This window comes from Brasilonema angustatum, assembly GCF_059505445.1.
The window spans coordinates 1-21,152 of record NZ_JCACKO010000125.1 but is presented as its reverse complement, the minus strand read 5'-3'; the positions used below and the strand labels follow the sequence as shown (position 1 = coordinate 21,152).

General features: G+C 43.0%; 17 protein-coding genes and 1 pseudogene. 7 read left to right on the top strand and 11 right to left on the bottom strand.

Translation table 11 applies throughout. The annotated features are described in order from the left end of the window. The first annotated feature begins 174 nt into the window (after window positions 1–174). The 3 genes from AC5JM2_RS21045 to AC5JM2_RS21035 all read left to right on the top strand — a co-directional run bounded on the left by AC5JM2_RS21045 (window position 175) and on the right by AC5JM2_RS21035 (window position 2,649). Window positions 175–717: a pentapeptide repeat-containing protein gene (locus AC5JM2_RS21045; RefSeq protein WP_495836784.1), complete on the top strand. Its 543-nt coding sequence runs from the start codon at window positions 175–177 to the stop codon at window positions 715–717. A 5-nt stretch (window positions 718–722) separates the two neighbouring features. Next, on the top strand, window positions 723–1,058 hold the full coding sequence (locus AC5JM2_RS21040; protein ID WP_495836783.1) for a hypothetical protein: 336 nt from the start codon (window positions 723–725) through the stop codon (window positions 1,056–1,058). 250 nt (window positions 1,059–1,308) lie between these two features. After that, window positions 1,309–2,649, top strand: a complete 1,341-nt coding sequence (locus tag AC5JM2_RS21035) for a DUF2254 domain-containing protein (protein ID WP_495836782.1) — start codon at window positions 1,309–1,311, stop codon at window positions 2,647–2,649. 45 nt (window positions 2,650–2,694) lie between these two features. On the opposite strand, the gene AC5JM2_RS21030 is transcribed toward AC5JM2_RS21035, so the two are convergent. The 8 genes and pseudogenes from AC5JM2_RS21030 to kdpA all read right to left on the bottom strand — a co-directional run bounded on the left by AC5JM2_RS21030 (window position 2,695) and on the right by kdpA (window position 10,407). Next, window positions 2,695–3,111, bottom strand: coding sequence for a hypothetical protein (locus AC5JM2_RS21030; protein WP_495836781.1), 417 nt, complete (start codon window positions 3,109–3,111; stop codon window positions 2,695–2,697). Between the two features lie 95 nt (window positions 3,112–3,206). Next, a pseudogene (locus tag AC5JM2_RS21025) lies at window positions 3,207–3,536 on the bottom strand (carbohydrate porin); the annotation flags it as partial. A 42-nt stretch (window positions 3,537–3,578) separates the two neighbouring features. After that, window positions 3,579–3,950, bottom strand: a complete 372-nt coding sequence (locus AC5JM2_RS21020; RefSeq protein WP_495836780.1) for a hypothetical protein — start codon at window positions 3,948–3,950, stop codon at window positions 3,579–3,581. After that, entirely contained in the window at window positions 3,947–5,272 is a 1,326-nt protein-coding gene (locus AC5JM2_RS21015) for a protein kinase domain-containing protein (RefSeq protein ID WP_495836779.1), read from the bottom strand. Before AC5JM2_RS21015 ends, AC5JM2_RS21020 begins: the two co-directional genes overlap by 4 nt. Before the next feature lie 108 nt (window positions 5,273–5,380). Further along, window positions 5,381–6,028 (bottom strand): K(+)-transporting ATPase subunit C, encoded by a 648-nt coding sequence (gene kdpC, locus AC5JM2_RS21010; protein WP_495836778.1) that lies wholly within the window; start codon window positions 6,026–6,028, stop codon window positions 5,381–5,383. Further along, a complete protein-coding gene (locus AC5JM2_RS21005; RefSeq protein WP_495836777.1) occupies window positions 6,028–6,309 on the bottom strand; it encodes a potassium-transporting ATPase subunit F in 282 nt (93 codons plus the stop codon). The genes kdpC and AC5JM2_RS21005 overlap by 1 nt, the downstream gene beginning before the upstream one ends. Window positions 6,310–6,373: 64 nt before the next feature. Next, window positions 6,374–8,527 (bottom strand): potassium-transporting ATPase subunit KdpB, encoded by a 2,154-nt coding sequence (gene kdpB, locus AC5JM2_RS21000; protein WP_495836776.1) that lies wholly within the window; start codon window positions 8,525–8,527, stop codon window positions 6,374–6,376. Between the two features lie 134 nt (window positions 8,528–8,661). Continuing rightward, a complete protein-coding gene (gene kdpA, locus AC5JM2_RS20995; protein ID WP_495836775.1) occupies window positions 8,662–10,407 on the bottom strand; it encodes a potassium-transporting ATPase subunit KdpA in 1,746 nt (581 codons plus the stop codon). A 613-nt stretch (window positions 10,408–11,020) separates the two neighbouring features. Between kdpA and AC5JM2_RS20990 the strand changes: the two genes are divergently transcribed. Further along, a complete protein-coding gene (locus tag AC5JM2_RS20990; protein WP_495836774.1) occupies window positions 11,021–12,139 on the top strand; it encodes a sensor histidine kinase in 1,119 nt (372 codons plus the stop codon). Window positions 12,140–12,758: 619 nt separating this feature from the next. On the opposite strand, the gene AC5JM2_RS20985 is transcribed toward AC5JM2_RS20990, so the two are convergent. Beyond that, the gene (locus tag AC5JM2_RS20985; protein ID WP_048870164.1) at window positions 12,759–13,517 is read right to left on the bottom strand and encodes a Crp/Fnr family transcriptional regulator; all 759 of its coding nucleotides are present in this window, start codon (window positions 13,515–13,517) and stop codon (window positions 12,759–12,761) included. Between the two features lie 257 nt (window positions 13,518–13,774). Here AC5JM2_RS20985 and AC5JM2_RS20980 point away from each other — a divergent pair, with 257 nt between their 5' ends. Next, a complete protein-coding gene (locus AC5JM2_RS20980) occupies window positions 13,775–14,767 on the top strand; it encodes a DALR anticodon-binding domain-containing protein (protein WP_495836773.1) in 993 nt (330 codons plus the stop codon). Window positions 14,768–14,981: 214 nt separating this feature from the next. Here the strand turns inward: AC5JM2_RS20980 and AC5JM2_RS20975 are convergent, their stop codons facing one another. Further along, complete coding sequence (locus tag AC5JM2_RS20975) at window positions 14,982–15,857, bottom strand: Cof-type HAD-IIB family hydrolase (RefSeq protein WP_495836772.1); 876 nt, start codon at window positions 15,855–15,857, stop codon at window positions 14,982–14,984. A 734-nt stretch (window positions 15,858–16,591) separates the two neighbouring features. Between AC5JM2_RS20975 and AC5JM2_RS20970 the strand changes: the two genes are divergently transcribed. Both AC5JM2_RS20970 and polA read left to right on the top strand, forming a co-directional pair. Then, on the top strand, window positions 16,592–17,431 hold the full coding sequence (locus AC5JM2_RS20970) for a DUF4114 domain-containing protein (protein WP_495836771.1): 840 nt from the start codon (window positions 16,592–16,594) through the stop codon (window positions 17,429–17,431). A 51-nt stretch (window positions 17,432–17,482) separates the two neighbouring features. Further along, the gene (gene polA / locus AC5JM2_RS20965) at window positions 17,483–20,446 is read left to right on the top strand and encodes a DNA polymerase I (RefSeq protein WP_495836770.1); all 2,964 of its coding nucleotides are present in this window, start codon (window positions 17,483–17,485) and stop codon (window positions 20,444–20,446) included. A gap of 116 nt (window positions 20,447–20,562) precedes the next feature. Here polA and AC5JM2_RS20960 read toward each other — a convergent pair whose 3' ends face one another. Further along, window positions 20,563–20,844 (bottom strand): PepSY domain-containing protein, encoded by a 282-nt coding sequence (locus AC5JM2_RS20960; RefSeq protein WP_495836769.1) that lies wholly within the window; start codon window positions 20,842–20,844, stop codon window positions 20,563–20,565. Window positions 20,845–21,152: the final 308 nt, after the last annotated feature.

Genomic DNA, 21,152 nt, shown 5'->3' with positions numbered 1-21,152 from the left:
ACTTCTTTTCGCTCTACTCATATACCTAATACTTAGATACTCCAACCACAGCCTGATTTAGTAGTCAAATTGCAGACATTTACCTAACTTGCTAGTGGTGGTGTGAAGTTACAGCAACCTAATAGCCTGTAGTAACTCAATTTAGTTACTCAATTTTCAAAAAATCTCCGTATTATGATTCCCTTATTACGTCTGGTCATTCCTGGGGCGATCGCCCTTATTCCCTCCCTGGTTAGCCAAGGTAATGACTTTGTTCGACAACACACGATTCAACAGCTTCAAGAAACAAGGAAATGTCTGAACTGTAATCTATCAGGAATGAACTTGTCGGGAGCAAACTTAGAAGGAGTTGATCTGCGCTCAACTAACCTTCAAGGAGTTAATTTGAAGAACGCCAATCTCCGGTATGCAAATTTGGAGTGGGTAGACCTTCGCGAAGCAAATTTGCAAGGAGCTGATCTTACCGGAGCAAACCTTAAAAGTACATTACTCGTTGGTGCTGATTTGCAGCGAACAAATCTAGAAGCATCTAAGCTAAATAGAGCTGATTTCAGGAATGCGAATCTCAGCCGTGCAAATCTTGTGAAAGCTTCAAGAACTGACGACATCCAGAATAGCCACTCTGTCACTTTATGCAAAACAATACTGCCAAATGGAGTGACATCGGGTCGAAACTGTCAGGGGTTGGTGACTGATTCGTCCACATTATCAAATTAATTCAAATGAGGAATAATAACACTAACACTCAGGCTCTTCGCCTTCCTAAAGTGTCGAAAGAACTAGCTCTTATCCGACAAAACAAGTTACAAAATCTTCTTGTGGCACTAACTCATGTTCGTTTTGACGTAATTACAGTTACTTTTGTGTTGATTTCAGTCGCTCTGAGTGAACCGAGTTTCCACTTAAGTCGAGGTAGAGGCAAGTTAGGTTCAAACCCTGTGGCGCGAACAGAGCTTCGGAACTATAAGCAAGCTATATCGGCTAATTCTTCCCCAAACTTAAATGAAGCAGAGGGTTTTAACATTAAGACAATAATTCAAGGAAGCAGGGGGAAATGAGCCTAAGTACTTGCATTGATTTTGAATAGTAAGTTTAGATTTGATTATGTAACTTTAGTTATCAGGTGCTGCAGCGAATCGAGCGTGGCCTTGACTTAGAGTCAGCACGGCTTGGGGGTGACGATTAAAGAGATATTGAAGTTATGCCGTTGAGGGTGCTTTCCTTACAAAGTTGGTTCAGATGCAGGTACTTTTAAAGCGGCAGCGCTTAAGACAGTAGCGAGTGCGTCTTATGTGAAAATAATGGCAGATGAAAAATTATAACCGGATCAAACTTCGGGAAATCCTGCGCTCTAGCTACTGGTTTGTGCCGACACTCATGACAGGTGGGGCGATCACGCTGGCTTTCTTCATGCTGACACTTGACTTGACAGGCAAGTCTGGACTGATGGAAAAGCTGGGCTTGAAGACTTACACTGGCGGAGGGGATAGTGCGCTGACTCTGCTTTCAACCATTGCTAGTTCGATGATTACCGTCGCTGGTACCGTCTTCTCAGTCACGCTCGTAGCCCTCACGCTGGCTTCCCAACAGTTCGGTCCACGAGTACTGCGAAATTTTATGCAGGATATAAGATTTCAGTTCGTACTCGGCACGTTCATCGGCACGTTTATCTACTGTTTGCTGGTGCTGCGGAGTGTCCATGTTGATGGAGAGCAACCGTTTGTGCCAAAAATTTCAATCACAGTCGCCATCCTGCTGGCGATCGCTAGTATCATTGTTCTAATCTACTTCATCCACCACGCCTCAACCTCGATTCATGCGTGGCACATCATTAGGGAGATTAGTGAGGAACTGGAATCTAATATTGATGACCTATTCTCTGAAAATCGGGGAAATCGTCACCCGGAACACAAGCGGCAACTTGTTGAGAAAATCCCAACGGGTTTCGACCAACAAGCTTACCCAATCTTGGCGACTGGTAGCGGTTATATTCGGGCAATTGATTACGACCACTTGATGAATATCGCCAAATCCAAAGACCTTCTGTTGTATTTTAAGCACCGCCCAGGCAAGTTTATTATACGAGGTAGCGAGTTGGTTAGGATTTTGCCCCCTGAACGTGTGAATCGAAAGCTCACCAAACAGATCAATCATGCATTTATTTTGGGTAGAGAACGCACTGCGTTCCAGGATGTAGAGTTCTCCATTAAGCAGCTAGTCGAGATCGCCATTCGTGCGATTTCCCCTGCTGTCAACGATCCGTTTACAGCAATCCGGTGTATTGACCAACTCAGTGCAGCACTCTGCCGTCTGGCTGCAAGAGATTTCCCGTCCCCCTACTGCTACGATGACAACAACAACCTCCGCCTAGTTACTAATCAGGTGACGTTTGCAGGATTAGTTGATGATGCCTTTCACCAGATTCGACAGTACGGGCGACAAGACGTGGCTGTCACAATCCGCTTGCTGGAGGTGATCGCGACTATTGCTGAGTGCACTCATAACAAAAAGAACCGTGCGCCGCTGTTGCGTCATGCCAACATGATTAGACGCGGCAGTCACAACTTATTGGAGGAATTGGATCGAGAGGATATTGAGGCACGATATGATACAGTCATCAGGGCGTTGTCGTCACTAGATATAAATTAAACACTTGATGCGTGAGAGCTATACAGAGGAAAGGCGATATAGGTATCAGCACAGATGATCATCGGTAGATTCCGGTTTGGTTATGCTAGTCTTAGACCAGAAGTTAGGACAATTGAGCGCGTCTTTCGTTAAAACAATAGAAGGGTGTACCGCACAATTCAGATAATGGTTGTCTTGAAAATATCGACAGTTCCAACAACGAAATTGTTGGTAGTGGTTGGTAATTGCTTTGCGATTTTTTTGAAACTTCCTGAAATTTGATAGAAAAAGAAAAACGGTAATTGCCCAAAGAATGATTAAGCAAATAGGAGCAACCAAGTGTGGGTAATGGGGCATAAGTTCGATATGCGGTTTTGTTGTGGTATTATCTGTTGCCCTTTCCACTTTGGCTAACATCAGGTTTGTCTGATTAAAACTATTTTCTGTTAATAGATAAAGTCGGAAAAAATCAGAATTATACATATTAAAAACCTCTATTTATAAGAGTTGTCCATCACCCCTATCCAATGCGTTCAGTTTTGTCAGATGAAGTAAAACTTCAAACTCTCTTTAAACCTTTAGAAAGTGAAGGTCGTTCTGAGCGTACCAATCACCGCATCACTATTGTTGTTGACACTTTGACCAGGATTGGTTAACCAAATGACACCAGGGGTGATAGAAATATTGTCATTGAGTCGATACTTGTAGAAGCCTTCAATGTGGTACGGTCTATCACCCTTGAGACTTCCTAAGTAAGGTTCGGCACCTGCAAAAACTCCTAAAACGTTCCCTTTGTTACCTAAGTCTGGCAGTGCTACCCCAACTCCGTAGCTCCAAACTTCACCATCATCATTGATACCAAAGCCTGTAATGTCGCTATAAGAGACAAAACCACTAGCAGCATTTTTCTATTTTCCTCATACTGTCCCATGTCAATCAATCTCTTGACTTTAAGGCTTCATCTTCCATATCTTTTCTAAAGTTTCAACATACTGGTTCTTTTGAGACTTAATCTTCTCATCAATCTCAGGCGTCATCTTTTCTATTTTGTTTAAAGTTTCAACTTCTTTAAGAAATTCGGCCTGTAGCTTAGTACATAGTTTTTGATATCTTTTGTATTTCAAAAAACATCCTAAGAGAAAACCGATGACCACGAAAATCAAGAAAAATCCTATAAAAAAGCTTGTACTATGGTCAGTCTGCCCAGTTAACTTGGGTTGGCTAGAGTCAGTCGTCTGGGAAATACTTGCAACGTAAAGGGATTGCGCACTCAAAGTGGAAAGTTTGTAAATAATTTGCACATCAACGTTGATAAGAGTCATCTCACTTTCGTCCTCAAGTTTTCTACTTTCCAAGTAGCATTCGTCAAGTGTGATTGAATTCCGGTGACGCAAGCAATAATCAAAAAAGCAACGTAAGTAACACTAATTGCTGTAAAAATTCTCCAGAGTATATTGCCTGAAACTGCTTGAGACCTTTGATTTCCAAGAGTTGGTGTAGCCGCAGCCTCTGCTAGACATGGATGTAGAAATGTAGCTACTTTCCGGACAACATTTTTTGCTTCGATTTTGCCACTCAAGTAATACCAAGCTTGAGTCTGGGGGTCAAAAATTTTGACAGAATCGATGGAGTGAATATTTAGTGCTGTAGCATATGGAATTATTGAAGCAGGTAGATCTTCTTTAAGACTAAACCCGAAGTAAAAATCGTGATTGTCTGTGCTTGGTTTTGCAGGTGGCTTTGATGGAAAAACGATGTGTTTTGGCAAATCATTCAAGTCTGCCAGAACCTCTTTAGCGGATTGATAGCGTTGTTTGGTTGCTCTTTGTAGCAACTTGCATAAAACCTGCTCTAGAGAAGAGCTAATTGGTGTGGTCAAATATGAGCGCCATATCCAAGCATCTTCATTACAATCATGCAGTTCAAATGGCGACATCAGTGTGAGCAAATGCAAGCAAGTGACACCCAGGCTGTAAAGATCGCTGGCAAAAACAGGTTTGCCCTTTACTTGCTCAGGTGCTGCGTATTCAGCACTACCAATAGTGGTTCCAGTTTTTTCGGCAATTATGTTAGCAGAATACTTCGCAACCCCAAAATCTACTAACATCAGTTGACCATGATTACGGCGACGAATAATGTTTGTTGGTTTAATGTCGCGGTGAATCACCTGATGATCATGAACAAACTGCAAAACAGGTAATAACTCCAAGAGTAATTGCCGAATTTCAGCTTCATTGAATGCTCCTTCTTGCGCCAATTCCTCTTCCAAAGTTTCTCCGTCAATCCATTCTTGGACTAAATACTGCTGTCCATCCTGCTCAAAGGAGTCTAACAATTGGGGAATCTGGGGATGCTTACCAAGTTCTGCTAAAAGTACAGATTCCTGGTGAAATAGTTTTCTTGCTTTCTGGTGATGGTGAACAGCTTGGTGATGTGGAAACAATTGTTTGATCAGGCAGAATTCGTTTTCTACCTGACGATTAGCATCGACAGCGAGAAAAGTTTTACTAAATCCTCCTGTCGCAAGGGGTTTGAGGATATGGTAGCGGTTTTTGAGCAGCGAATTATACTCACCAGGGGAGGAAATACTACCATCCTCCAAAGGCTGAAAGGATTGGTGGGTGGAAGGAAGACAGTCGCTCATAGAAATCGTGGTTGGTCAATTCTCATTTGCAAAGAATAAAGGATAAGTACAAGGAACGGTTCTTTCCTAGACTTTCCATCCCCTGATGCTCTTATTTCTCGATTTTTTTCACGAAATTGAGGGTTTCAATACATCCAAAGCTAGATTCAGCTTCAATATGTTGACTCCTGGTTCACCAAAGATGCCCAGAAAGCGACCATCGGTATTTTGAGCAATCAAGGTTTCGAGCTGATTCGCCTGGAGTCCTCGCACTTTTGCCACGCGTGCAATTTGCGCCTTAGCAGCTTCGAGGCTGATGTGTGGATCAAGACTGGAACCAGAGGTGTAGACTAAATCGGCAGTAGGTTGCACACCTGCTTTTTTGAGTCGATTGAGGTCACCTTCAGTTTGTTTTTTGGGGTCGGGGTCATTTTTGCCCTTAATACGACTGAGTAAGTCTGGATTACTAGGAGCCAAGTTGCTCGCACCAGATATTCCAGTTTTGAGAACACCAGCTTCATCCTTTTTCGGGTCAGCAGTGCTGTAGCTGGTGGTACTGGGGCGACTATTGAAGTAGCGATCCGAAGTAAAAGGTTGACCAATCAATGCAGAACCGATAATTTTGCCTTGACGATTTTGAACCAAGCTGCCATTTGCCTGAAACGGGAACAAAATCTGCCCACAAGCAATCATAAAAAATGGATAAATTATAGCTGTAATCACCCAAAGGACTATGGTAGAACGAACGGCTCTACCTGCATCACGTGCAAAACTCATCAGAATTTCTCCGGTACAAACATCACGAAAAACAGATAGATAGAAAGACCAACCGTCACCAGTCCTAACAGTCCCAATGCCCAAGCTTGGTTGCGAGAAAATGTTTCATTAGTGGCAGCGTAAACCACAGGCGCAACCACTAAGTTAAAACACATCCCCAAAAATAAATACAACGGCAGCTTTTGTCTCTTGGCAGAAGACCAGATTTCAATCGCTGTTTCAAATACAGAGTCAGAGATTTGGGGTGATGGAATAATACGTTGTATGCGAACAGGTTTCATAGCAGGGGTTTGCTAATAGTTTGTTATTAATAGTAGGAAAAGTTGATTGCTGATCGCTAAGCGCTCAGGAGAACGGCAGGATGAGGTCAATCAATTTGATGGCTATAAAGGGAGCAATTATACCGCCAAGACCGTAGATAAGGATATTGCGTCGTAGCAGTTGATCTGCTGTCAGAGGGCGGAACTTCACCCCTTTTAAAGCTATGGGAATGAGTGCTGGGATAACTAGGGCGTTGTAAATCAGCGCCGAGAGAATGGCAGACTGGGCACTTTTTAATCCCATGATATTTAGTGCACCAATTCCAGCCGCCGCAAAAATAGTGGGAATGATGGCGAAATACTTAGCAATATCGTTGGCAATTGAGAAGGTTGTTAATGCCCCACGGGTAATCAGCAGTTGTTTACCAATTGTCACCAAATCAATTAGCTTGGTGGGGTCAGAGTCCAAGTCCACCATGTTCGCAGCTTCTTTGGCGGCTTGTGTCCCAGAGTTCATCGCCACACCGACATTTGCTTGTGCTAGCGCCGGGGCATCGTTGGTACCGTCCCCAGTCATAGCTACCAACTTGCCCTCGGCTTGTTCAGAGCGAATCACTTCAATTTTGTCTTCTGGGGTAGCTTCTGCGATAAAATCATCAACTCCCGCCTCTTGAGCTATAACCTCAGCCGTAATGCGGTTGTCACCTGTGAGCATGATAGTTTTAACCCCCATCCGCCGGAGTTGGTCAAACCGTTCGCGCAAACCTGGTTTCACAATGTCTTTGAGGTAAATAACGCCATAGAGATCGTTCTCAAAGCAGACGGCTAACGGTGTCCCTCCTAACCGGGAAACTCTTTCATAAGCTGCGTCTAAATCACTAGGAACATTGCCGTTACGGGAACGGACAAACCCCTTAATTGCATCCACTGCGCCTTTACGAACTTGTTTGCCATCGGGTAAATCGGTACCACTCATGCGGGTTTTCGCGGAGAACTCTACTCCCTCTGCCTTACTAGTATCAAAGTCTACCCCAACTCGCTGCCTTTCTGCCAGTCCCACGATTGATTTACCTTCTGGTGTCTCATCAAACACACTGGCTGCTAGGGATATTCGCGCTACATCTTCGAGGGAATGACCATTGAGAGGAATAAATTCATCAGCCATCCGGTTTCCTAAGGTGATGGTACCTGTTTTATCTAGCACCAACGAGTTGATGTCACCGCATGCTTCTACGGCTCGTCCGGAAGTGGCAATCACGTTAAACTGGGCAACTCTGTCCATCCCAGCGATACCAATGGCGCTCAGCAAACCACCAATTGTGGTGGGAATCAGAGCAACCAGCAGTGAGATCAGGATGGCAATGCTAGCACCAGCGCGTAAACTGTTTCCTGCTTCAGCTCCATAAACAGTGCTAATAAAGTTTGCAATATAACCCGCAAACGGTGGAATCGTTGATACCACAATCACAAACACCTGCGTCAGTACAGCAAGCAGCACTGTCAGCGCAATTTCATTGGGAGTTTTGGTGCGTTCTGCTCCCTCTACCAAGGCGATCATGCGGTCAATAAAGCCTTGACCTGGATCGGCTGTAATCCGAATCGTTAATTCGTCAGACAGCAACCGCGTACCTCCCGTCACCGAACTGGCAATGTCCGTGCCTGGTTGCTTTAGTACAGGGGCGGATTCTCCGGTGATGGCAGACTCATCTACCGAACCGATGCCTTGAGTGATTTCCCCATCAGCAGGAATCATGTTACCAGCACTCACCTTTACCAAATCACCTCGCCGCAGTTCGGTGGAGTTGACTTCTTTAATGGAACCGTCGGGCAGCATTTTGCGGGCAACGGTGTCTGAACGCGTTGCTTTGAGCGAGTCTGCTTGTGCCTTTCCGCGTCCTTCAGCTACGGCTTCCGCAAAGTTCGCAAACAGAACTGTGAAAAATAGAATCAAGGTAATCAACCCGTTTAACAGGCGTTGCTGATTGATATCTGCCTGTACGGTGCCAAATAAATTGGGATCAACGGTCACTAGGAAGGTGACAATCGTTCCTACCCAGACGATAAACATGACTGGGTTTTTGACGGCAGTTCGAGGATTGAGTTTGACGAACGACTCCCGAATCGCCCTCTGGTACAATCCCCGCATATCTGCCTTGGGGGTGTGCCTACGCGAGTCACGGCTTCCTTGGGGAACACGAGGTGAACGGGAAGACGTAGATTGGTCAGTAGTGCTTCGCATACATTAGTCAGTTATCAGTTGTCAGTTATCAGTTAGCAGTTATCAGTTAGCAGTTACCAGTTAGCAGTTACCAGTTAGCAGGGGGGTCAAGAAATCGCTGACTCTATTCACTGTTCACTGTTCACTGATTACTGTTAGCCAATACCTTTAGCAATTTGGAAGGCTTCGCCAATTGGTCCAAATGCTAGGACTGGAAAGAACGTGAGTGCGCCCAAAATCAGGATGACACCAGCGGTTACGCTGGTAAACAGTTTGGTATCGGTTCGCAATGTACCAGTTGTAAAGGGAACAGATTGCTTGCGCGACATACTATCAGCAAGCAACAATAAACCTATGATTGGGATATAGCGTCCTGCGAGGAGACTAAAGCAAGTACTCAGGTTCCACCACAAGGCAGTTACCGTGGTTTTTGCTCCTGTTACGATCGCTATTGGAGACGGTTGTGAATCGCCTAAGCCTTCAAACCCAGACCCGTTGTTGGCTGCAGCTGAGGCATATTCGTAAATGACTTGAGCAAAACCGTGGAAGCCAGGATTACTGATTCCTGCTAGTTGATCGGGGAATGCTAGGGTTATTCCTGCTGGAATCAGAATGGCGATTGGGTGAACCATCAGAAGCAAGAAACTGGCAAGCACTACCTCACGCTTTTCAATTTTGCGTCCCAGAAATTCCGGTGTCCTTCCTACCATCAGACCTGTAACGAATACTGCCAGAATTAGGTAAGCAAACAAATAAGCGGTTCCCGTACCTTGTCCTCCAAACACAATCTGGAGAAACATATTGGAAAGGGTGACGAAACCACCACTAGGCATAAATGAATCATGCAAGCTATTGACCGCACCGCACATAGTGGCAGTTGTGAACACAGCATACAGAGCTGATTGTGCCCAACCAAATCGAACTTCCTTACCCTCTAGGTTCGGTTGCTGACTTCCCAACAAGGCGTTTACCGCAGGATTACCGTTATATTCACCAATCGCTGTAATAATGACAAAGACCACTAGAATGGCAAACGGTATACTATATACCAACCAAGCTTGCTTGACGTTGTTAGCAATGATGCCATAAGTATAAATCAGCGAAGTGGGTATCGAGATGATGGCGACAAGCTGGATGAGATTGGTCAAACCATTTGGATTTTCAAAGGGGTGTGCTGAGTTGATGGCGAAAAAGCCGCCGCCGTTCTCGCCTAGTTCCTTAATGATTTCAAAATGGGCAACTGGACCACGAGCGATCGCCTGACTGATATTAGGATCTTCTAAAGTGGCAAACACAGCTGGGCCTGCCAGTGTTTCCGGAACACCAGCCGCGATCATAATGATTCCCCCCACAATACTAATGGGTAGTAAAATCCGCGTAATTGAGCGAATCAGATCTACGTAGAAGTTGCCCAATGGTCTGCCTGTCAACCCGCGAATAAAGGCGATCGCCACCGCTATACCTGTTGCAGCCGAGGTAAACATATGATACCCCAGTCCCCACATTTGGCTGGCGTAACTCAAGTAAGTTTCACCAGAATAGTGCTGCTGGTTGGTATTGGTAATGAAGGAAATGGTGGTGTGTACTACTGTGTCCCAAGTTGGGGCACTTATTTTGGTGGGGTTGAGCGGTAGCCATCCCTGATTCATAATCATGAAGAAGATGAGCAACCCCATGACAATGTTGCTGTACAAAATTGCCCGCGCATACTGCCAACCCGTCATGTCCTCCTTGGCAGAAACGCCAATTGCGGAGTAAAGCATGCGCTCAACTGGGTTCAAAATCGGGTCGAGAAACGTCCTTTGCTCCTGAAAGACACGCGCCATGTATCGCCCAAAAAAGGGAGTTATCACGACTACAATCAGTAGCGTTAATGCAATTTGAATCCATCCTTCTAGCATGAGTTAGTCTAACTCCAGCATCAATAAATTAATTAAGTTTGATCTTTTCACATTGACAGCGTTTTTTCATTTATTTCACGACACCACTTCTTACTCCTTTACTTTCCTCAATTTTTGTCTTTATACTTGAAATTTGCTGTCTAGTCTGTTGTCAGGAATTGACAAAGAAAAAATCTATCCGTATATAGAAGTTTGAACAGGTTTTGAACCGTGATTTAACTAGGAGCATACTCAAAGGGAAAGCCTAAAATCAACGCTAATGTAAATACACCTGTAACAGCCGCTTTCCAGTAATAAACATAAGTTCCAATGGATTTTAGCCTAATCGTTCTATAGAAAATTATATTTTCTCTCATAATCACTTAGCACCCTATGTTTTATAGGTGCTTCTCAGATTTCTTATTATCAAACTTTTCTTCAAAACTTACAAGATATAATTATTTATGAATTCTATCCATTAGCATATATCTCTTGAGAACGATAAACGTTTAGCGCGTTTAGATGAAGTCTATATCTGCAAATATAGATAGTTAAAAATATAAAATAAACAATTATTTTTAGTCAAAAGTAACTAGGTTTTGAAGAGATTTGTTATACTTGACACACAGCTTTTATGTTCCATCTCGAGATGTCGGTGCTCAAACTTGTAAGCCATAAAAACAACCCGCGCTTGAGAACATCTTGGATAATTATTGGACTATTTACGATTGTGGTTCTATTGGAGTTCTCTACTCCACCAGACTATGTGTTTGGTTACCTTTATATCGGTCCAATTATGATAGCAAATGCTCGTCTGAGTCGAATGGCAACGCTACAACTGACTCTAGTTGCTTGCATTCTAACGATTCTGAACGTATGGGTTCCAGGTATCCTTCCTGTTAGAGCTTCCACAATTGCTAGTCGATTGATTGCAGTCTTAGCATTAATAGTGACAGGTATTTTGGGCGATCGCAATCGTCTGTATCAAGAAGCACTCTTAAAACAACAAGCAAAACTTCACGCACAAAAGAAGTTAGCGAGTGTGCGAGAAGACTTTGCCTCTACCCTAACTCATGACTTGAAAACTCCTCTATTGGGAGCCCTTGAGACATTACAGGCGTTTGAACGAGAAAATTTTGGCTCTGTTGTTCCAGCCCAGAAAAAAGTTTTAACAACGATGATTAAGAGCCACCAGACTAGTTTGCAGATGGTAGAAACGCTCTTGGATGTCTACCGCAACGATATGGAGGGGTTAAAGCTACAGTTAGCACCTGTTAATCTTGTTGAAATTGCTGAAGATGTGGCAATAACTTTGACCGAACTTGCTTCCAGTCGTCGCGTTCATATTTCCTGCAACTACGGTGAGTCAGACTTTCGCAAGTTCCTTTGGGTTCATGGTGATGCCTTGCAACTGCAACGGGTATTTACTAATCTTCTGACTAATGCTATCAACCACTCTCCTCGCGGTGGCAAAGTGGAGGTTGTGTTAGAAGCAGGTTCCTCTTATCAAACTGCTAAAGTTATAGATACTGGACCAGGCATAAAGTCAGAAGAACTGCCAAACCTTTTTAAGCGGTTTTATCAGGGACACAGCGATCGCCAAGCCAAAGGTTCTGGCTTGGGGTTGTATTTAACTCGTCAAATCATAGAAGCGCATAGCGGCAAAATCTGGGCAGAAAATCGATTTCCTAACGGTGCAATCTTTGCATTTTGCTTGCCCGTCTTGCCGTTTAAAATGTCTGTATCTAGCTGAAATATGTTCTCAAATTTTTTACTAAGTAGCCATCATGAACTGCGTACACCCTATGCCTACGGCACGCCAAAGGCGAACGGGGAAGACCTCCGGTCTCGCTACGCTAACGGCAGTTGCTACCCTATGGCTAACGCCACGCCTTTTGAATTGGTATAAGTTCTAATGTCAAACAATTTATGCAGGGCGTTTTGGGTGGTGACGTTTTTCTTCCCTAATGTGGAGTTTGTCCCCACTTCCACCCAAGCCCTGCAAAAAAAGTGGCTGGTAGTCAAAAGTCGCATTTACTACACTTGTGCCTCGAAGATTTTTCCTCAATATTCTACTTAACCTTTGCCTTTGTAGCAGCATACTTGGGCAATTCCTTGATCCTTACCAAGAATCATTTGTCCTCCCTTCTAAATGTTCTGGTAAGGGCACAAGAAAATTGAACATTGAGGCTTTCCAAAATGGAAAGTACCTAATTGTGTGCAATCTGTTTGTGGTGGTCAAACAGATTGTCAACTTCAGCAGCAAGTGGGTATCCCTTTTGCCAACTTACTGCCAGCTTGTGCAGGGATATCGAATTCATGACCCTTGCAGGGTTTCTTAAAATTCGCTGTCCACTGCATCCGGTGTGAGCTTAGTTACCTCTGTTAATTGACTCTGCTGGCAAGCAAATCAGATTGTCGCCTTGAGTAAGGATTAAGCCACGTTGACGCAATTTACCCATCAAGCGGGTGACGGTAACACGAGTCGAACCGATCGCGCTGCCAATTTGGGCATGGGTGAGGGGGAAAGGCAGGCAATAACCGCGAATCACATCTGGGTCGGTATCGCTCATTGACGGTTCTCCATATTCCTCAATCAACAATGTGAGGAATCCTAGGAGTCGGTCAATCGTGCGTCGTTGTCCCAAGGCACTCAGCCACAGCAGCTTGCGCTGGTGCTGATACCTAAAGGCATCCATGACTTCGCGGCGGAAGTGAGGCCAATTGTCCAAATCGTGCCAGTACATCCACAGTACAGCAGTTTGGTCTACATGGGCATAAGCCTGGAGCGTGAATGGTGACTGGGCAACAATTTCAAACGGTTGCCCTGCACCAACAAACCCTAAGAAAGCTTCTTCGGGAGTTCTATTGATGCGTCGAGATGTTAACTGACTTGCAGTTGCACTTACCTGGGCGGTTCCCACCATACGGATCGCACCCCTTTGCACCAAGTACAGCAATCCAGCTCGGGCTGGAATGCGCTCATCTTTGCTAAAGGTGCGGCAGCGGTAGTGTTCCTGAGCCCAATCAAGAATTCGTTGCCAAGTCAAAAAAGGACGTGATGCCTCAGAGAAAGAGGATGGAGATTGCATAGGTAACAAAGAGCGTTCGGCGGAAGACAAAGACGTCATAAAAAGGTGCAAGGAGTGTCTTTGATGTCGGCACAAGAGGCATTAAACCTAACTGTACCACTCATCCAAAAGGTAGAAAGCGTAGCTCCTACTCTTTTGTTATACTTCTTACTGTACAATTAAGGTAGTAAAATTTACTCTAATTTAATTAAATTTTGCACAATTCTAATTTTTCTTTCCGTAAATTTAACTTATTTCCTTAGACAGATGACAAATATTGAAGACATTATGTCAAGAGTAATATAACTTAAATATTTTTGCAATATAAATTACACCAACCTAAGTATAAAGCAATAAAACAGTTAGTAAGCAGCAAATTAGCAATCGCTTTAAGTACTTATGCTAATTTTCTGCATAGTGAACGCACAAAAGACATAAAAATTCCTCTATCTCAGGGTGGATATAATGAGACAATTGTTTATATTTCAGGTATAGCTTTGCGGCTGGCGAAATTTGAAAAATATCCCGCTATAGAGATTGCAAATGGCATTACCTCTCATATTTCAACAAACTATGACAAAGATTTCAAAGTTCAAGTCGTTTCCCCTGGTTGGATTCACTTGGAACTGACTCATTCCCTCTTAGCTGATTGGTTGCAGAATCTTACTGTAGGGGGAGTTATTGAGCAGGGATCAAAGAGCAAAGAGCAGGGAACAGGGGACAAGGAGCAGGGATCTCTGAGCTCTGAGCAGGAAGAAAGAATGTCCATTGGTTCTTTTTCCCCCCAGCACCCCATTAAGAGCTCCATTTCCTCTTCTCCCTTTTCTTCCCCAAACTCTGCTTCCTTATTCACTGTTCAATATGCTCATGCACGCTGCTGCTCGCTCTTACGACTGGGTGTTCACGAGGGATTGATTAAACTGAGGGAATCAAATGTTGATGAGGGTGATAATGTCAAGCAAAACCTTTTGTCAAGCATTTTTACTCCCAATCCTATTCCTTGGCTGAACAGTGATGAAAAACTGCGTTTCAATCACCCAGCTTCCTATCTCCTGATCAATGAGTTAGTACGAGTGGTAGATAAAGTAGAGGGTTCTGATTTTGACGACTCAGTTAATTGGGAAAAAGCTGCGTTAGATTTAAGTCGAGTTTTTGAAACTTTTTGGTGTAAATGCCGGATTTTCGGCGAGGTGAAAACTGCCTCGCCAGAACTCGCTCAAGCCAAAATAGGATTGGCTTTGGCTACACAGTCTGTGTTGAAGTTTGTGTTGGAAGAAAAATTAGGTTTTTTTGCTCTCTACGAAGTATAAACAAGAAAATCTCCCAAAAAATAAACTTTTTTTAACAATCATTGACTCGCCATATTTCCTTGGGTATACTATCCAATGTGTGAGGAGCGAACCAGCAGGAGCACCGAGACGAAACACGGCCAGTCGTCGGTGCTCTTTCTGATTTTATCCCTAGTGAGTGGAAGTCACGGTTATACAGACAAAATCCCCTCTGACTACCCACTACTAACTACTTTTAACACAGTAAAAATCTCTCAATCGCGGCTGCAGCTCCATCACACTCTACGTCAGGAGCTACCCACTGGGCTTTAGCTTGCACTGCTGCTGGTGCATTACCCATCGCTACACCTATACCAGCATACTCCAACATTTCCACGTCATTGAAGTTATCACCAATGGTCATGACATTAATTCTTTGCAGTCCCAGTAATTCTTCGGCCAAGTAACGTACCCCAGTGCCTTTGTTGACAAAAGGGTTAGTCGCTTCAAAAAATGTGGCAACAGATGTGGTGAGGTATAGTTCGGCTGGGGTGTATTGGCCGCGCAAATTTCCCAGTAACTGTTGAATGATATTTATGTCATCGCACAATGCCAAAATTTTTGTGGGTTCATTGCTGGTGACTTGGCGTAAGTCTCCCACAGCAATAGGGGTAATTCCACTACGTTCTGCGTAAATTTCTGTTTCCCTGGTTATTTCACGGACATAAAGCTGATCATTGATATAGAAGTGAACAGATAAGAGCGTTCGTAACTCTGGTTGTTCAAAATAGTCTAGAAGCTTGTGTGCTAACTCTCGGGAAACAGGCAAATGGCGATGAATTTTTTGGGTAGCTGGGTCTTGAATCCAAGCCCCTTGGTAAGCTAATAATGGCAGGGTTGAGCCAATTTCTTGATGAAAGCGCAAAGCGGAACGATACATACGACCAGTGGCGATCGCCACTTGAATACCCCGTGCTTGTGCTGCAACAATTGCCTGCTTCACGGCTGTGCTGATGCTGTTAGATTTTCCTGCGATTGTGCCATCGATATCTACAACCAGCAGTTGAATGTCAAAAGTAGATGTATCCCCAATGCCAGGTAATGCCAATTCTGTGGCAGACACTTTATGCATAATTGATGAGTGAATATTGAAGTTCCAATATAGAGATTAACAGGCTATCACGCTGTAGAGGCTTGCCCTGAGCGTAGCCGAAGGGCGAGTAAGAGTAAACAGGACTAACAAGAGAATACAAATGAATTCATCTCGTCATTGTGAACAAATTTTTACACAGATATACAGATGAAACTGTGATTAGTATATGGTAAATGCTATATAGAATTATTTCCACTTACGAGCTACTACTTATATAGTTTGAGTAAGTCATGATAGAAATCATTTTCATAGCATGAAAATGATCAGCAATACTTTCAACCATTGATCTCATATTTTTGCTTATAGAGAATATTGCGTGATTGAGTCTCAACATGAAAAAAATCTCAAATTTGACAGGAACAATATTTTTTATCAAGACAATAAAAAATATTCGGAAAATACTCTAGTCACTCAATCAAAACCTAAGATATAAAAGAATGAACTCATGTTCCATTACTCAAAAAAGATTTGGATTCCAAACTAATATAGTTCAGAACAGAAGAAATTTCAGTTTAAGTAGGCAGTCGCAACCCCAGAAAACCTTTCAGCTGGTGTTGGGTAGAGTTCCTCAAACGGATAGTTCGTTCTAGTTAGGGGAAGTGTTGCTGTGTAATTGTCTGCCCAATTAAGATCGTTTTATTTTTTCTCGAACTGATCGATATTAGAGCCTAAACAACAGAGTATTTTCCAAGACAAAAAAATAAAAATTTTATATGATTAGAAAAAAAATAACAGGACTTTTTGCTGCAACAGCTGCTATCACAAGTGTATTTTCTGCTGTCAGTCCTGCAGGCGCTGCCACATTTACTTGGGAGAACCTGACACCCTATGAAGTTAAAGAGAAATCAACCGATGATTCAGGATTCCAATCTCGAATTACCGAGTTCCAGCAATATGTGCAACAGGAAAGAATTGCAATTCCTGAAGACAAATTAAATAAACTAGACCCCAGAAAACTGATTGTAAAAAATGATCAAAATATTCGCGTTTGGTTCTTAAATGAGGGTGCTGGCTATAAGAACCAGTTGGCTTATGAAGCTATCAACGGTTCTGACTACCAAAAAGGATTGGTTTTTGACAATATTTCTTGTAATACATCAAATGGCGCTAATTCAGCATGTCAGCTAGGGAAAGAGAATGGCGTTTTAAATATCGGAGACTATGTTGATTTAGGCACAAAAGGAGCTGGAACTAAACTCAATTTCTTTCTGAAAGCAGATGGGTTTAACAATCCTAACGGCTATGTTTACGGCGCAGATGCTACTCAAAATCCAGACAAACTGGATCATCTAGTGGCTTATGAAATGGATGGTTATCTGTTGGTGGGTTTTGAGGATTTGTATGGACCAAAAGGTTTTAAATCTGATGGAAATGGTTTTTTAACAGCTGATCGCGACTTCAACGACGTTGTTTTCTTGGTTGATTTAGGTAGGGACAATGTAGCAACTGTTCCAGAAGATGCAAGTGCGATCGCACTTTTGGGTATGGGAGGAGTTGGTGTGGTGTTACAATTGCGTCACCGTCGCCAAAAGCAAGCCAAGCAAATAGCTTAATTCTCTCTATAGGTCGGATTCGTAGCCCAAGTCGCTGGCTAAAATAGGTTTATGTCCCAAACAACACCAAAAAACCAGTTGGCTTCCGATTCCTTAACGACTACTTCTCCCACATTTATCCTAGTGGATGGACACTCCCTCGCCTTTCGTTCGTACTTCGCTTTTGCCAAAGGAAGAGACGGCGGATTACGGACAAAAACGGGAATTCCCACAAGCGTGTGTTTTGGCTTTCTCAAATCTTTGTTGGAGGTGATGGCGACTCAACAGCCACAAGCAATGGCGATCGCCTTTGATTTAGGTTTGCCAACTTTCCGTCACGAAGCAGATGATAGATACAAAGCAAACCGTCCAGAAACACCAGAAGATTTTATTCCAGATCTGAAAAATCTACACGAGTTGCTGGATGCTTTCAACCTGAAAATCGTCACTGCTGCTCGTTACGAAGCAGATGATGTGTTGGGAACCTTAGCACAGCAAGCAACGGCGGCTGGATATCAAGTCAAAATTGTCAGTGGCGATCGCGATTTATTTCAACTCATCGACACTGAAAAACAAATCAGTGTTCTGTATTTTAGCCCAGACGCCTTAAAAGTTTCTAAAGCAAGTCTTACTGAATTTGGTCCAGAACAAGTTAAAGAAAAACTAGGTATTAGACCATCACAGATCGTTGATTATAAAGCTCTTTGCGGTGACAAATCAGATAATATCCCTGGTGTCAGGGGAATTGGCGAAAAAACAGCAGTGCGGTTGCTGAACACGTACGAGTCAGTGCAGCGAATTTATGCTTCATTGCATGAAATCAAAGGCGCAATTCACACAAAGCTAGAAGTAGGAAAAGAGGATGCTGAGAACTCTCGTAAATTAGCGGAGATAGTCCTTAATGTTCCTTTAGAAGTCGATTTAGAAAACTGCATTCTTAAAGGGTTTGATTCCAGTGTCTTAACACCTATTTTAGAAAAGCTAGAATTAAAATCTTTTTTAGGCAAAATTAACGAACTTCAGCAACGTTTTGGTGGGGAAATTGAAGAAACACCAGAAACAGAAACAAACGAATCACTCAGCACTCAACTTAAGCCAAGCACAGATAACGAAGATGATGATTTATGGTTTTTTACTCTCAATGATACAGCAAATCAACAACAACCTCCAACTTCTGTAATAAAACCACGCATCATTAACACCGCAGAACAACTCACCGAATTGGTAAAGCTGCTGCAAAAATTCACCGACACTCAGCATCCCGTTGCTTGGGATACTGAAACGACTGATTTAGAACCACGAGACGCTGAGTTGGTGGGAATTGGCTGTTGCTGGGGAAGGGAACCAGATGAGATGGCTTACATACCACTTGGTCACAAAGTCGGGGACAATTTAAACAAAGATTTTGCCTTAAAAGCACTACGTCCAATTTTAGAAAGTGCTGATTATCCCAAGGCTTTGCAAAATGCTAAATTTGACCGCTTAGTTCTACGGTGTCAAGGAGTTAAGTTGGCGGGAGTTGTCTTTGACTCCATGCTAGCAAGTTATGTCCGAAATCCCGATAGTAACCATAATCTAAGTGATTTGGCTCAGGGTTACTTGGGTTTAACGGCAAAAAGTTATACAGATTTGGTTCCAAAAGGGAAAACCATCGCTGACTTGGATATTCCCAGCGTCGCAGATTACTGCGGTATGGATGTTTATGTCACATTCCAACTCGTGGCAAAATTGCGAGAGGAACTTGAGAAAATTCCAGCTTTGTATAAACTACTCGTGGATGTGGAACAGCCACTAGAACCAGTTTTAGCTGAGATGGAATACCAGGGAATTTCTGTAGATACAGCGTACCTACAAGAACTTTCGCAGCAGTTAGAAACAGATTTAGCCAAGTTTGAAGAAGAAGTTTATAACATTGCTGAGGAAAAATTCAACTTGGGTTCCCCCAAACAATTGAGCAAAATCTTGTTTGAAAAATTAGAGTTAAGCACAAAGTATTCTCGTAAAATTCAAACGGGTTATTCTACAGATGCTGCGACATTGGAAAGATTGCGAGAAGTTGATGAAACTGGAATTATTGATGCCATTGTTGAGTATCGTACCTTATCGAAGTTGAAATCAACTTATGTAGATTCTCTGCCAAAATTAGTTCGTCCGGATACTCACAGAGTACATACGAGTTTTAACCAAACGGTAACATCTACTGGTAGGTTGTCATCTTCTGATCCGAATTTACAAAACATCCCCATTCGCACTGCTTTTAGTCGCCAGATTCGTAAAGCATTTGTGCCACAATCTGGTTGGTTGATGGTTGCTGCTGATTACTCACAAATCGAGTTACGGATTTTGGCTCATTTGAGTCAAGAGCCTGTTTTAGTTGAAGCTTATCAACAAAATGAGGACATTCACACTGTAACAGCGCGGCTCGTTTTTGAAAAAGAAAATGTCACATCAGACGAACGACGGTTAGCAAAAACGATCAACTTTGGTGTGATTTATGGAATGGGTTCTCTGCGGTTTTCGCGATCAACTGGTGTGGATAAAGCCAATGCGAACGAATTTATTAAGCGATTTAACAGTCGCTATCCCAAAGTGTTTGAATATTTAGAAGGAGTGAAAAAGCAGGCAATATCCCAAGGTTATGTAGAAACAATTTTGGGGCGTCGTCGTTATTTAGATTTTACCAGCAACAGCATACGCAAATACAAAGGCAACAACCCAGAAGATATCGACTTGAAAAAACTTGGTAATTTAGGTGCTGAAGATGCGGGGTTACTTCGTGCAGCTGCCAATGCTCCCATTCAAGGTTCCAGCGCTGATATTATTAAAATCGCGATGGTAAAGCTGCATGAAGTTTTGCAAAGTTATCAAACGCGTCTATTGTTACAGGTACACGACGAATTAGTGTTTGAGGTTCTACCAGAAGAATGGGGAAAATTACAACCGCATATTAAGTCTGTCATGGAAAATGCGGTGTCGTTGAGTGTACCGTTAATTGTGGATGTTCGAGTGGGCGACAATTGGATGGAGACGAAGTAGGGAGTCTTAACAGTTATCAGTTATCAGTTACCAGTTATCAGTTATCAGGTAGGAAACGGACTCGTCCACCCCTTCTTTACTGTTCACTGTTTACTGTTCACTGTTCACTGATTCGGTTAGTCATCAATCTCCACTTTGTATATCGATCCGTTCGGTCTTACGTGGACTTTTTGCTTCTGATTCCCGTTCTGGAACTTTACTTCATAGTGAGTCTGATTGTTATCGTTTTCTTTCTCCGCCGAAATCAGCTTCGCGGAGGGAAAGCGTTTTTGTATCGCTTGAGTGACCGTTTTTGGCAAATCAGTGACGGCGATGTCCTCCGCCAAGGAAGGAAGCGCCCACAGACTCATGACAGTAACAATAATCCAACCCACAAACTTAGTACGCATGGTTTGCATATTGATCTCCTCAAAATATCATTTTTGTTCTGGCAGAAATGTTAAAGACTTGTCAGCCTAATGTTGCCAGATTGCTTGTTATTCTAGGGTCTATTCGTTATGTTATGCGCCTACCTTGTGGTGTATGTTGTTTTAACTTCCAACAAGTGCAGGGAACAGGGAACTCTGAAGAAGCAGGGCTGTTTCATTCCCTCAAAGCCTCATAATGTCAAGGGTTTGTAAAAGGTTTGGCGGTTTAATAACCAAAATTAGTCTAGTTCGCGGTGCGAAACCCAAAAGCCTTACAGTGATTGAGATAGGAAAAAATG